The organism is Pseudonocardia ailaonensis (assembly GCF_039531635.1).
Taxonomy (GTDB): domain Bacteria; phylum Actinomycetota; class Actinomycetes; order Mycobacteriales; family Pseudonocardiaceae; genus Pseudonocardia; species Pseudonocardia ailaonensis.
In genome coordinates, this window is the sequence record NZ_BAAAQK010000018.1 from 46,574 (window position 1) to 58,801 (window position 12,228).

General features: G+C 69.5%; 10 protein-coding genes. 1 reads left to right on the forward strand and 9 read right to left on the reverse strand.

Going from position 1 to position 12,228, the window contains the following annotated elements; all coding sequences use genetic code 11:
- Window positions 1-73 precede the first annotated feature (73 nt).
- The 9 genes from ABD324_RS22530 to ABD324_RS22570 form a co-directional block, all read right to left on the reverse strand.
- Entirely contained in the window at window positions 74-799 is a 726-nt protein-coding gene (locus tag ABD324_RS22530; protein WP_344420483.1) for a gamma-glutamyl-gamma-aminobutyrate hydrolase family protein, read from the reverse strand.
- A 60-nt stretch (window positions 800-859) separates the two neighbouring features.
- Window positions 860-2,164, reverse strand: coding sequence for an NtaA/DmoA family FMN-dependent monooxygenase (locus ABD324_RS22535; protein ID WP_344420487.1), 1,305 nt, complete (start codon window positions 2,162-2,164; stop codon window positions 860-862).
- Entirely contained in the window at window positions 2,164-3,804 is a 1,641-nt protein-coding gene (locus tag ABD324_RS22540; RefSeq protein WP_344420490.1) for a dipeptide ABC transporter ATP-binding protein, read from the reverse strand. The genes ABD324_RS22535 and ABD324_RS22540 overlap by 1 nt, the downstream gene beginning before the upstream one ends.
- Window positions 3,801-4,667 (reverse strand): ABC transporter permease, encoded by an 867-nt coding sequence (locus ABD324_RS22545; RefSeq protein ID WP_344420493.1) that lies wholly within the window; start codon window positions 4,665-4,667, stop codon window positions 3,801-3,803. The genes ABD324_RS22540 and ABD324_RS22545 overlap by 4 nt, the downstream gene beginning before the upstream one ends.
- Complete coding sequence (locus ABD324_RS22550) at window positions 4,667-5,629, reverse strand: ABC transporter permease (RefSeq protein ID WP_344420496.1); 963 nt, start codon at window positions 5,627-5,629, stop codon at window positions 4,667-4,669. The genes ABD324_RS22545 and ABD324_RS22550 overlap by 1 nt, the downstream gene beginning before the upstream one ends.
- 33 nt (window positions 5,630-5,662) lie before the next feature.
- The gene (locus ABD324_RS22555; RefSeq protein WP_344420498.1) at window positions 5,663-7,279 is read right to left on the reverse strand and encodes an ABC transporter substrate-binding protein; all 1,617 of its coding nucleotides are present in this window, start codon (window positions 7,277-7,279) and stop codon (window positions 5,663-5,665) included.
- On the reverse strand, window positions 7,276-9,240 hold the full coding sequence (locus tag ABD324_RS22560) for an FAD/NAD(P)-binding protein (RefSeq protein ID WP_344420501.1): 1,965 nt from the start codon (window positions 9,238-9,240) through the stop codon (window positions 7,276-7,278). Before ABD324_RS22560 ends, ABD324_RS22555 begins: the two co-directional genes overlap by 4 nt.
- Window positions 9,237-9,980, reverse strand: a complete 744-nt coding sequence (locus tag ABD324_RS22565) for a FadR/GntR family transcriptional regulator (RefSeq protein ID WP_344420504.1) — start codon at window positions 9,978-9,980, stop codon at window positions 9,237-9,239. The genes ABD324_RS22560 and ABD324_RS22565 overlap by 4 nt, the downstream gene beginning before the upstream one ends.
- A gap of 213 nt (window positions 9,981-10,193) precedes the next feature.
- Window positions 10,194-11,150 carry a LysR family transcriptional regulator gene (locus ABD324_RS22570; protein WP_344420507.1) on the reverse strand — a complete coding sequence of 319 codons (957 nt, stop codon included), beginning with the start codon at window positions 11,148-11,150 and terminating at the stop codon, window positions 10,194-10,196.
- Between the two features lie 80 nt (window positions 11,151-11,230).
- On the opposite strand from ABD324_RS22570, the gene ABD324_RS22575 reads away from it, so the two are divergent.
- Window positions 11,231-12,181 carry a threonine ammonia-lyase gene (locus ABD324_RS22575; protein ID WP_344420510.1) on the forward strand — a complete coding sequence of 317 codons (951 nt, stop codon included), beginning with the start codon at window positions 11,231-11,233 and terminating at the stop codon, window positions 12,179-12,181.
- The last annotated feature ends 47 nt before the right edge of the window (window positions 12,182-12,228 follow it).

Genomic DNA, 12,228 nt, shown 5'->3' on the forward strand with positions numbered 1-12,228 from the left:
CCCCACGCTATCCCGGCCGGCCGGGGCCCGGGGCCCAGGGTCCTCGACACCGCCGCCCGCGCGGATCCCGCTCCTACGTCGTGATCAGGACCGCGGACGAGGTCACGAGCCACTCGAAGGCGGGATCGGAGTCCAGCGCCTCCGGATGCCACTGCACGCCGAGGATGTCCTCGTCCTCGACCTCGATGGACTCCACGACCCCGTCGTCGGCCCAGCCGGACACGTGCACTCCCTTGCCGGGGACGTCGACCGCCTGGTGGTGGAACGAGTTCACCGCGACGCTCGGCCCGTAGAGCCGCGCGGCCAGCGAGCCGGCCTCGAAGGTGACGTTGTGTCGCCGGAGAGCGCGGGGATGATCGCGGGCGGCGTGCGACTCCCCCGTCCCCACCGGGAGGTCGGCCACCAACGAGCCACCGAGGGCGACGTTGATCAGCTGCGCGCCCCGGCAGATGCCGAGCACCGGCTTCCCGGCCGATCTCATCTCCTGCACGAGCGCGAGCTCGGAGGCGTCGCGAAGGGCGTCGCCGTAGTCCGGGGCGGCTGCCGCGTCCGCTCCGTAGTGGGCCGGATCGATGTCGGCACCGCCGCTGATCAACAACCCATCGATCCGCTGTGCCACCTGCCGGGCATCCACGTCGAGCGGGAGATGGACCGGCAGACCGCCGGCGCGGATCGCCGCCTGCGCGTACTCGCTCAGATAGATGTCGGCCGGCGAGTCGTTGAAACCGGGCGGCATCCCCAGCATTCGCGCGGTCCTACGACGCCCGGTCAGACCGATGACCGGAAACTCGGCTGTCACTTCTCCACAGACCTCTCGTTCGTACTGAGTTCGTGTTCGCCGGACCGGCCCGCGAGGTGGTCACGGTGTCGGCAGGCCGAGATGGTCGCGCAGCGTCGTGCCCGAGTACCCGGTGCGGAACAGGCCGCGCGCCCTGAGCAGAGGAACGACCTGCTCGGTGAAGACCCGCAGTCCGCTCGGCAGGACCGGGGCCATGACGTTGAATCCGTCCACGGCGCCGCTGCGGAACCAGTCCTCCATCAGATCGGCGATCTCGGCGGCCGTGCCGATCACGTACTTGCGGCCGTGCGTACCGGCGGAGATGCGGTTGAGCAGCTGGACGAGCGTCGGCCGCTCCCGCGCGATCATCCCCGCGACCACGTCCGCGCGCCCCCCGCGCCCGGCGAACCGGTCGGCGGGAACGAGGTCGGTCGGACCGAGATCGGACAGGTCGACATCCAGACGGTCCTGGGTGGCCTTCAGCTCGATCTCGGTGAGGGAGAGTTCGTCGAGCTCTGCGGCGAGCTCGGCCGCATGGGACGTCGACTCGGCGATGACCGGGAGAATCCCCGTGATGATCTTCAGGAGCTCCGGGTCGCGGCCGGCGAGAGCCGCCCGCTCCTTCATCTCGCGCCCGTACTCGCGCACGGCCTCGCGATCGTCGAAGGCGACCAGAATCGTCTCGGCCCGCGCCGCGGCCAGGGGGCGCCCGATGGGGTGGTAGGCGCCCTCCTGGATGACGACCGGATGCCCTTGCGGGGACCGGGGCGCGGTGAACCGACCCTCCAACCGGATGTGCGTGCCCGACTGGTGGACGACGGCGATCTTGCCCTCGTCCGCGTATGTCGGCCCGGCGGGATCGGCGACGACCGCGTCGGGGGCCCAGCTCTCCCACAGCGCGAGGACCGCCTCGAGGACCTCCTGCGCCCGTTCGTAGCGTTCGGCCGCGTCGGGATGCCGGTCATGACCGAAGTTCGACGCCACCGCGTCGCCGCCGACGGTCACCATGTTCCAGGCCGCGCGACCCGAGGAGATGTGGTCGAGCGACGAGAGCTGGCGCGCGAGGTTGTAGGGCTCGAAGTACGTGGCCGCCATCGGGGCGATGAGCCCTATATGCCGGGTGACCGAGGCCAGGGCCGACAGCAGGGTGATCGGCTCGAACACCGCGTGCGGGTAGTGGCCGACGTTCTGCCTCAGGGAGGGCTCGTCGGTGAGGTACAGCGCATCGAACGTCGCGTCCTCGGCGATCCTCGCGCACTCGACGTAGTAGTCAATGTCCGCGTTCCGCAGAGTTGCTGCCGGATGGCGCCACGCCGCCGCGTGGTGCCCGTACTGGTGCAGCGAGGCGACCAGGTGCATCTGCGATGTGCTCGGTGTCTGTGTCATCAATGAACCTTCGTGATGGCCGGAATCGCCTCGAGTAGGGAACGCGTGTACTCGTGTTCGGGCGCCGCGAAGACCTGGCTGACGCTCCCGTGCTCGACGACCACGCCGTGCCGCAGCACGAGCACGTCGTCGGACACCAGGCGGATGACGCCGAGGTCGTGGGACACGAACACGTAGGTCAGGCCGAACTCCGTCTGCAGGTCGACGAGCAGGCGCAGCACGCGGTCCTGGATGGAGACGTCGAGGGCGGAGACGGGCTCGTCCAGGACCAGGACGCTCGGGGTGAGCGCCAGGGCCCGGGCGATCGCGACCCGCTGCCGTTGACCCCCGGAGATCATGGCCGGCTTGCGCTCCGCCATGAACCGTGGCAGGGCGACGTTGTCGAGCAGGACGGCGACCTTCGCGGCGATCTCACTGCGGTTCCCGAGCCCGAACGCCTGCAGCGGCTCGGCGATGATCTGCTCCACGGTGAGCCGCGGGTCCAGCGAGCCGTAGGGGTTCTGGTGGACGTACTGGACCTGTCGCCGCATGAGCCGTTGCTCCTTGCGCGACTGTCCGTGGACGTCCCGGCCCTCGATCCGCACGCTGCCCCAGGACGGATGCTCGAGGTTCGCGATGATCCGCGAAAGCGTCGACTTGCCGGAACCCGACTGCCCGACGACTCCGAGCGTGCGCCCTGCGGCCACGGAGAACGACACGTCCTCCAGGGCGACCAGCTCGCTGCTCGCCTCGCCGCGGCCCGAGCGCGGCTGGAAGACCTTCCGGAGATCGCGGACCTCGATGGCTGCGGCAGGGCCGGCGTCCTGATCGGGCACGGCCTCGTCCAGCCTCGACTGGATCAACGGCGTGCGGGACGTGCTGGGGATGGCGGCCAGCAGCTCCCGGGTGTACGAGTGGGTGGGGTTCGTCAGGACCTCGCCCGGCTTTCCCTCCTCGACGAGTTTGCCGCCGCTCATCACGAGGATGCGGTCGGCCCGCTCGCCGGCGATGCCCAGGTCGTGCGTGACCAGGATCACGGCAACCTCGTTCTCGCGCGCCAGGGCGACGAACTCGTCCAGGACACGCTTCTGCACGTTGACGTCGAGGCCCGAGGTCGGTTCGTCGGCCACGATGACGGACGCTCCGGAGGCGAGTGCGATGGCGATCAGCACGCGCTGGCACATGCCTCCGGAGAGCTCGTGGGCGTACTGCCGGTAGCGCTTCTCGTGGTCGGGGATCGCGACCCGCTCCAGCAGGTCCAACGCGGCGGCCTTCGCCGCGGCGCGGTCGTGGCCGCGAAGGACGCGGAACACCTCGGCCACCTGGTCGCCGACGGTCTTCACCGGGTCGAGCGACAGGACGGGGTCCTGGGGGACGTAGCCGATGGACCGGCCGATGAACTTCCGCAGCCGGCGCTCGGAGAGCGTCGACAGGTCCGTCCCGTGCACCCGGACCGTGCCCGACGTCGAGGCCGACGACGCCAGCAGGCCGACGAGCGCCCGCACCGTCGTGGACTTGCCCGACCCGGACTCCCCGACGACCGCCAGGATCTCGCCGCGGTCGACGCCGAAGCTGACGCCGTCGACCGCGTTCCCGCCGCCCTTCGCGCCCCCGTAGCTGACGACGAGGTCCCGAACCTCGACGACCGTGTTCTCGCTCACGCTGTCTGCCCCCGCTCCGAGAAGCTGTGACTCAGCCGGTTGGCCGACAGCACGGTCGCGACGATCACGATCCCGGGGAACGCGATCATCCACCACGCCGTCGCCATGTAGTTGCGGCCTTCGGCGATCAGGTTTCCCCACTCGGGGGCCGGGAGCGGCGCGCCGAACCCGAGAAAGCTCAGTGACGCGATGAAGAGGATGGCGATTCCGAACTCCAACGTCAGCAGCGAGAGGACCGGACCGGCGGCGTGCGGGAGGACGTGCCGCACCAGCAGCCGCGGCCAGCGGACGCCGGAGGCCTTCGCCGCCTCGACGAACGGCGAGTGCATCACCCGAAGCACCGTCGAGCGCATGACCAGCGAGAGCGACGCGACCATCGACACACCGACAGCGATCGCCACGTTGACCGTGCCCACTCCGAGCGCGCTGATCAAGATCAGGGCCAGGAGCATGTCCGGCACGGCGAGGAACAGGTCGACCAGCCGCATCAGGACGGAGTCGTAGATTCCTCGGAAGAACCCGGCCACGCCCCCGATCACCGCGCTGACGACGAAGGCGATGGCGATCGCGACCAGGGCGGCCAGCACCGACGCCCGCGTCCCGTACACGATCCGCGTGAAGAGGTCGCGGCCGATGTCGTCGGTACCGAACAGGTGCTCGGCCGACGGCGGCGCCAGCTTGTTGAGAATGTCGGGCGCGAACGGGTCCTGCGACGTGACCAGTGACGGCGCGGCCGCGAAGAGCACGACCACGAGCAGGATGACGACGGAGACGACGACCACTGCGGGCGACCGGAGCAGACCGCGGGCGGCCCGCCCTGCGGACGAACGACGCAAGGATCTCTCATCGAGTACTTCGGTCATCACTCCACCTTCGTCCTGGCCCGCCCGGGGCGGCGCAGACGCGGATCGACGACGGGAATGACGAGGTCCGCCGCGAGGTTCACGACCGCATACGTTGTGGCCGACAGGACGACGATCGCCTGGACCACCGGGAAGTCCTGGGTCTCCACCGACAGCTGGAGCAGTCGGCCGATTCCCGGCCGCGCGAAGATGGTCTCGGTGATCACCGTCCCCGCGATGAGCCCCCCGATCATGACGCCGACGACGCTCAGCACGGGCAGGCCCGCGTTCTTGAACACGTGAGTCATGACGATCTTCGGCCTGGACAGCGACTTCACCTTCAGCACGTCGACGTACGGCGTGCGCAGCTCACGCTGGATGTCGCGGCCGAGCACCTGGCCCACGCGTGCGCTGAGGGACAGGCCCAGGGTCAGCCCCGGCAGGATCAGCGCCTCGAACCCGTCGCTCCCGCGGAACGGGAGCACTCCGAGCTGGAACGCGAAGACCCACATCAGCAGCAGCCCGATCAGGAAGTTCGGGATCGCCGACAGGAAGGGCGGAACCGAGAAGATGACGTCGCGGAGCACGCTCGACCGCACGACGTTGGCGGTGAACGCGACGAGGATCCCGACGAGGGCTCCGATGACGATCGCCAGGGCGGCGAGCTGCAGGGTGCTCGGCAGCGCGGCCCCGATAGCGGTCGTGACGGTGCTCCCCGTCTGTATCGACGTCCCCAGGTCGCCGGTGAGGAGATGGCCGAGCATTCTCAGGTACTGCACGATGAGGGGCTGGTCGAACCCGAACCGCGCGACGATCGCGGCCCGGTCGGCGTCGCTCACCGTCGACCCGTCCACGGCGCCGGCCGAGAGCATCGTCGAGACGGGGTCCGCCGGCAACGCGTACAGCAGCAGGAAACTGACCGTGTACGCCGCCCAGACAACGATCAGAGCGTGCCCGAGTCGCCCCGCGACGTACCTCACCATGAGTCTGTCTCGCTCCATCCGAGGGGCATCGGGTTACTTCGCAGACTTGGTGGTGTCGTAGAACGACAGGTAGCCGGAGTAGATGAACTTCACGCCGGACACGTTCGGCGCCGAGGCTCCGTAGCGCACCGTCACGTTGAGCGGGAAGCCGTAGCCGTCGTCGACGATCAGGTTCTGGATCTGCCCGATGGTGGCCTTGCGGGCGGCCACGTCGGTCTCCGACGTCTGCTTGGTGAGCAGCGCCTGCAGGTCGGCACTGTTGTCCGCGGTGAAGCTTGTGAACAACGAGGCGGCACCGTAGTGGGCGAAGAAGGCGTCGGCGTCGGGCCGCGGGCGACCCGTCATGCGCAGGTCCCAGTCACCGCCCTTGCCCTCGGCCGCGATCTGGTCCAGCGTGACTCGCTTCAGCTCGATGTCAAATCCGAGCTTCTTCAGCTGGGCCTGGACGAGCAGCACGGCCGACTGCACGGGAGCGAAGTACCACTCGTAGATCACCTTCAGCCGCTGGCCGTCCTTGGCCCGGACGCCGTCGGCGCCCATCACCCATCCGGCGTCGTCGAGAATCCTCGCCGCACGGTCCGGGTCGTACTTCAGCTTGCTGCTCAGGTCCACGTATCCCGGCACGCCCGGGGTGAGCGCCGACGTGACCTGCGGGGTGAACTTGTTGAACGCACCCGCCAGGATCTCCTCGCGGTCGATCCCGATCTGGAGCGCGTCACGCACGGCGGGGTCGGTCATCGGAGCCCGCGTGAGGTTCGGGAAGATCGAGCTCGGAACGCCCTCCGAGTTGTTCGTGTTGATCTTGACGCCGGTGGCCTCGAGCTGCGGGATGTCCGCGGCGGCCGGGTCGACGATCACGTCCACGTTCTTGCTCAGCAGGCCCTGTGTCTGGACCGAGGCCTCGGGGATCTCGACGAACCTGATGGCGTCCAGATAGGCCTCGTCGCCGTGCGTGCTGTTCGGCGACGGCCACGCGTAGCCCGGTCGCCGGACGACCGTGATGTGGTCGTTCTTCACGTTCTCCGTGATCGTGAACGGGCCCGTGCCGATCACGCCCTTGCTGCAGCGGTCCGCGTAGGAGCCGCCGAGGCTGCTCGGGGCGATGATGCCCATGGTCCGGTCGCTCAGCAGCTGGAGGAAGCTCGCCGAGGGCTTCTTCAGGGTGATCTGGACGGTGCGGTCGTCGATCACCGACGAGCTGGCGTAGGCGGTCAGGAAGTTGCCGGCGGAGCTGGGCTGGCCGTACTTCTTGGCGAAGCCGACCGCGTCGTCCATGCCGGCCTTGACGGCCGCCGCGGTGAAGGGCTCGCCGTTGCTGAAGGTCACGCCGTCCCTCAGCGTGAAGGTGTAGGTGAGGCCGTCCGGCGACTCCGTCCACTTCGTTGCCAGCCACGGGACGATCTCCCCCGTCTTCTGGTCCTGGTCGACGAGGGTGTCGACCGTCTGACGGCCCGGGTCGTTGCCCGTGACGGAGATCGACGGGTCGAGGCACGTCGGCAGGGTGTTCTTCGCCACGACCAGGGTGCCGCCGCGCGTGGGCGCCGCGGGGTCACCCGACGGGGCGCCACCCCCGCTGCTGCAGGCGGCGAGCGTGGCGAGGACCACAGCGGTGCCCGCGGCGACCGCCCTCGAGAGTGACCTGGTCCTCATCTGACTCTCTCCTCTGTAGACGTGACAACGCTTGCCTGGGGACGGTCGATGTGGGTGCCCGCGTCGGCGGAGACGGCGCTGTTCAACAGCGCTCGGGCGAGTTGATCAGCGAAGAGTAGCGCGGCGGAGTTCTCGCCCTTGCGTGCGCTCGCGCCTCCGAGAACGTCCGCGAACGGCCCGCTCGCGAAGCGACGGTAGTGCGGCTGCTGGTCCGCGCCCACGAGTCGGAACTCCCGGTCGACGTACAGGGCGCCGGTGTTGACGCGGCGGCCTGCCCGCTGCCCGACGACCTCCACCGCGACACCGGTCTCGACCATCTCCCGCAGCACGCCGTTGCGGCTGTCCGAGGCCGACACCCGCGGAATCCGGGCCTCGATGAGGCCGGTCGCCGGGTACTCCGCGTCCGTCGAGTCGCTCGTGACGGTGAACCGGCCGGCGGGATCGGTGCCGACCGCCATGCCCGCACCCACGAACCGGACGATGCCCGCCTCGGCGAGTGCGACCAGCTGGCGCTGCCGCAGGCCATACGGGCCCCCGGCAGTCCAGTTGAAGAACTCGCGCCACCAGCCGCCGTACTCCAGGACGCGCGAGTCGCGATCCCAGTTGAGCGCCACGTCGTAGCGCAGCAGGAGCCGGAAGATGGTGGTCTGACAGCGCGCGTAGGCGAGGTGGGGCCCGTGGGTCGCGTAGGCCCGATTGGCGAGGTCGCGGTTCAGATAGTCGATGACGAACCGTTGGAGGTCGTCCGCCGTCTCGAAGGACCGCCCGTGGAGGGGACCCCTGTGCTCGTCCAGATCGATCCGGTCCGACTCGGCCGGTACGCATTCCGCGACGAGCGCGACGAGTGCCTTCTCGTCTGCACGGACCTCGTCGAACCGCCGCGAGAACTCGTCCCAGGAGGCCGTGACCCGGTCCGGGTACAGCGCGAACAGCTCCGCGTACCATGAGTACTGGAGGTCGCCGAGGATGCGCGGCCAGAGGTCCCGCATGAAGCAGACCACGTCACCGCTGAGGGCCAGCTCGTCGAGGAATGCCTCGCTGATGTAGCGGGGGCCGTCGAAGTCGGTGACCGGGGAGGCCTTCGGGTTCGGCTTGACGTGGAACGGAACCCCTCGACGGGAGCCGACGAGCAGGTGGGGTTCCTGACCCGAGGGGACGTAGCGCAGGCTTTCACCCTCGGACGTCTCGAACCGACCGCCTCTTCCCTCGGTGAACAGAATCATCAGGTCGAAGAACGTCAGGTTCATTCCGCGAATGGCGATCTCGGCGCCGGCCGCCACCGCGCCGAAATCCTGGTCGATGAAGAGCGTCGGGTACAGATAGTGCAGCCCGTGCTGCTGGGCGTGGGCGAGCAGCGGCGCGGCGTCGCCGTCGGGCTCGGACTCGGTGTGCCCGATCGCGTACACCACGGCGTCGACGACGATCGGCTCCGTGGCCCCTTCCACGAACACGGACTGGGGCTCACCGGGTCCGCCCGCCACGCTCGTCACGGTCGTCGGGAAGTACTGCACGCTGACCTGCGGCGGAGCGGTGTCGACGACGCGCTGCCAGGCCCAGGCGTAGTACATGCCGACGGCGCGGCGCGACGGGTTCTTCTCGGCCTTCAGGCCGGCGAGGTCCGCGCGGACCTCGTCGTCGGCCTCCGGGAGGTCGATCTCCCCGTCCGTGACGAGCTTGGCCCACTCCAGGATCGAGGGCCCGTCGTTGACGTGGGCTCCCGAGACGGACGCGTCGACGAAGGTCGTCTTGGTCCCCGCGGGCATGCCCGTGGTAAGGAGGGGGGACTGGTCGGTGCGCCAGATCCGCCCGCCGCCGGGTGGATGGGGGTCGAAGGCGAGGATCTCGACCGGAGTCTCCCCGACCAGGTGCGGAGCGTTGACCGTCAGGCGCTCGATGACCAGCGTGCCCTTCGGTCCGGCCCCGATGACTGCAATCCGGATCGGCGTGTTCTCGCCGCTCATCGACCCCCACTCTCGTCCACGGTCGCAGGGCGCCGGGCGCCGGGCTTCCCGAATCGGGCCATCACCGCGCAGTGCGTGTGATGGACGTGCGCGAACATGGCACTGCGCGCCGTGTCCCCGTCGTGCGCGTGCAGCGCGCTCAATACTTCCGAATGCTCGGCGATGGTCTGCTGCGTCACCGAGGCCGAGAACTGCATCAGGTCGAGCAGCGAGTTCATGGACACCCGGATCTGCCGGATGGAACGCGACAAGAAAGAGTTCTGGGCCGCCTCCGCAATCATCAGGTGAAAGTGGATGTCAGCGGTGCGGAACTCTTCGTGCGTACAATTCGGACGGCGACTGAAATCGACGATGCGGGTGAGCTCGGCGAGCTTCTCGTCGCTGATCCGCTGGCAGGCGACCTCGGCCGCGAGCGGCTCCAGCCAGTCCCGGAACTCGAGCGTCTCGACCAGCGCCGGCCACTTCTCGACCAGGTCGTTCGGATCCCGAACCTTGGCCTGGCTGGTGATCGGCAGAACGAACGTTCCACCGCCGTTGCCCACCTTGCGCTCGACGAGGTTCAGCTCCTCGAGCGTGGCCAGGGCGTCCCGGACCGTCGCCCGGCTTGCGTCGAAGGTGACGGCCAGTTCCCGTTCGGACTCCAACCGGTAACCGGGCGCGAGGTCGCACAGCAGGATCGCCTCGCGGATCTGGTCGACGATGAGGTCCGCCGCCCGCTGCGTTTGCGCAGCCTGAAACATGGCGATTCCCTTCCCTGGCTTCGAGGTCGGACCCCGGATCTGCGGGCTGTCCGATCCGCAACTCGTCTCTCAATGGTCTGAGGTCTTGACCATAGACCATGGGATGCGGGAGCGGAAGGACATGGATCACGAGTTGCGTCCGGACTCGACGTCCACAGTAGTTCGTGTTCGCACGACTGGGCTGTGACGCCCGGCTCGGCTGAGCGTGCGAGCTCAGACCTCACTCGCGGTGCCAGTCCCCCCAGCGGGTCGGGCCGGAAACACCGACCTCGACACGGTCCCGGCCGCGACGAGGTGGCCGAGCAGTGCGGCGGTGGCCGGCGGGTCGGGTGCGCGTCCGTGGACGGCGGCCACCACCTGTCGGTCGTGGTGCGGAAGCGGCATGGCACGTACCTCGGGGTGTTGCTGCGCGGCGAGGGCCAGGGCAGGCAGCGTGGCGACGCCGAGCCCGGCCGCGACGAGGGACTGCACCGCCACGTAGTCGTCGGTGAAGATGCGGATGTCGGGGACGAAACCCACTCTCGCACAGGCTCGGAGCAAGTGGGCCCGGCACCGTTCGCAGCCGCCCACCCAGCGTTGCCCGGCGAAGTCGGCCAGGGTGCGGCCACCGGCGCCCTTACGGGTGATGAGGTAGGTCGGCTCCCTCAGGAGCGACACCCGGCGCAGGTCGTTCTCGTCGTCGGCCTCCAGGACGCTGTCCTCGCCGGTCGTGGGGTTCTCGTAGGCGAAGAGCAATGCGATGTCCACCTCGCCCGCGCGGAGCAGCCGGACCGCCTCCGGTGGCTCGGCCTCGATGAGCCGCAGCTCGATGGCGGGGTGCTCCGCCAGCAGGGAGGCCGCCGCCCGGGCGACGATGGTGGACAGCGCGGACGGGAAGGCCGCCAGCCGCACGCGCCCGGCCCGCAACCCGGCGTAGGCCGCGAGCTCGGCCTCGGCCGCCTCGAGCCGGGCGAGGATCTCCTCGGCGCGGGCCGCCAGCATCCGGCCGGCATCGGTGAGGCGGATGCCGCGGCCCGCCCGCTGGGTCAGTTTGCTGCCGGTCTCGGCCTCGAGGCGTTGGAGATGGTGGCTCACCGACGGCTGCGCGTACCGCAGTTCCTGTGCGGCGGCGGTGACGGAGCTGAGACGTGCCACTGCGACCAGCACCCGCAACCGGTTTACATCGAGCACTTCCTCATATTAACCGGATCTATGGTTCACCTAGGAAGATGGCATTGGACCGATACGTGGACGACCGTGACGATGAGGACATGGTTGCTTTCTCCGACGTCGTGTCCGCGCGAGATGCGCTGGCCGGCCGGCTCCCGGTGACACCACTGTGGACCTACCCGGCGGTCAACGAGGTCGCCGACGCCACTGTGTACGTCAAGCACGAGAACGTCCAGCCGGTCGGTGCCTTCAAGGTCCGCGGCGGGTTCACCCTGCTCGCCGCCATGCCCGAGTCACGGCGCCGCGGCGGCCTCGTGACCTGGTCGACCGGCAACCACGCCCAGTCGATCGCCTACGCCTGCCGCGAGTTCGACGTGCGCTGCACCATCGTGATGCCGGTCCTCACGAGCGAGGAGAAGATGCGCGCCGTGCGGGTGCTCGGCGCGACCGTCGTGCTGGACGGGGCCGATCTCGGTGCCGCGCAGGCCCGAGCCGAACAGATCGTGGCCGAGGGGAACGGGCATCTCGTCAGCCCGGGCGACACGCCGGAGCTCGTCGCCGGGGTCGGCACGGCCTACATGGAGGTGTTCGAGGCCGTCTCGGACCTCGACGCCGTGGTGGTGCCGATCGGTAGTGGCACCGGCGCTGCGGCGGCGGCGATCGTCGCCGGGGTCATGGCGCCGGGGTGCGACGTGATCGGGGTCCAGTCGACCGCCGCGCCGGCCGCGTACGAGTCGTGGCGGTCCGGCACGTGCGTGCGGCGACCCGCGCGGACCGTCGTGGACGGACTCGCGGTCGGCCGTGGCTACGAGCTCCCCCAGCGCCTGATGAAGGGTGCGCTCGCCGACTTCCTGCTCGTCACCGACGACCAGATCGTCACCGCGCAGCGCCTCATGGCCACCCACGCGCACACCCTCGCCGAGGGGGCCGGCGCTGCGGGTCTCGCCGCGGTCCTCGCCCACCCGGACACGTTCCGGGGCCGCCGGGTCGCCGTCGTCTGTACGGGCGGCAACGCCTCGTCCCGCGAGATAGCCGCGCTCGTCAGCGCATAGGGCGCCACGGACTTTCGACCACACCGATGAGACCGGCGCAGGGGCCG